This window comes from Pseudomonas syringae pv. cilantro (assembly GCF_001293775.1).
Lineage (GTDB): Bacteria > Pseudomonadota > Gammaproteobacteria > Pseudomonadales > Pseudomonadaceae > Aquipseudomonas > Aquipseudomonas syringae_P.
Genome location: NZ_LGLN01000089.1, coordinates 1 through 495, shown reverse-complemented (window position 1 = coordinate 495; position 495 = coordinate 1). Strand labels below are relative to the sequence as shown.

Annotated in this window: 2 protein-coding genes; both read left to right on the top strand. The window is 54.7% G+C overall.

Going from position 1 to position 495, the window contains the following annotated elements; genetic code table 11:
• A partial coding sequence (locus ABJ99_RS27840) for a DUF3158 family protein (RefSeq protein WP_154864506.1) occupies positions 1–147 on the top strand: 147 nt, incomplete at its 5' end.
• A partial coding sequence (locus ABJ99_RS24845; protein WP_195842918.1) for a Rha family transcriptional regulator occupies positions 144–495 on the top strand: 352 nt, incomplete at its 3' end. The genes ABJ99_RS27840 and ABJ99_RS24845, both read left to right, overlap by 4 nt.

Here is a 495-nt window from a genome sequence, read left to right as displayed (position 1 = left end):
ATGCAGATCAGTCTGATTCATAGCATCGGTCGCCAGGCTGCCGAATGCGCCGAGAAGATGGCCCAGGCTGATGCCGTTTACGCAGAACGGCTGCAACAGATCAACCGATCCCGCGGCGACTCGCCGCTCCCTACGAAGGAAGCATGACCGTGAGCACATCCATTGCGAGCAAGACTGTATCTGAAACGGAACAAAACAAGGTGCTGGTGGAAATCGTCAAGGGCCAGCCCATGACCACAAGCATTGATGTGGCGATGCACTTTGGTAAGCGACACGACAATGTGATCAAAGCGATCAGGAACTTGGAATGCCCCAACGATTTTACACTCCTCAATTTTGAGGAGTGTTCCAGGCCTGGCGCGAACAACAAGCCAGAACCGTTCTACCGCATAACCCGCGACGGCTTCGCATTCCTCTGCATGGGTTTCACCGGCAAAGAAGCGGCTCGCTGGAAGGTCGCTTACATCAACGCGTTCAATCAGATGGAGCTGGCCC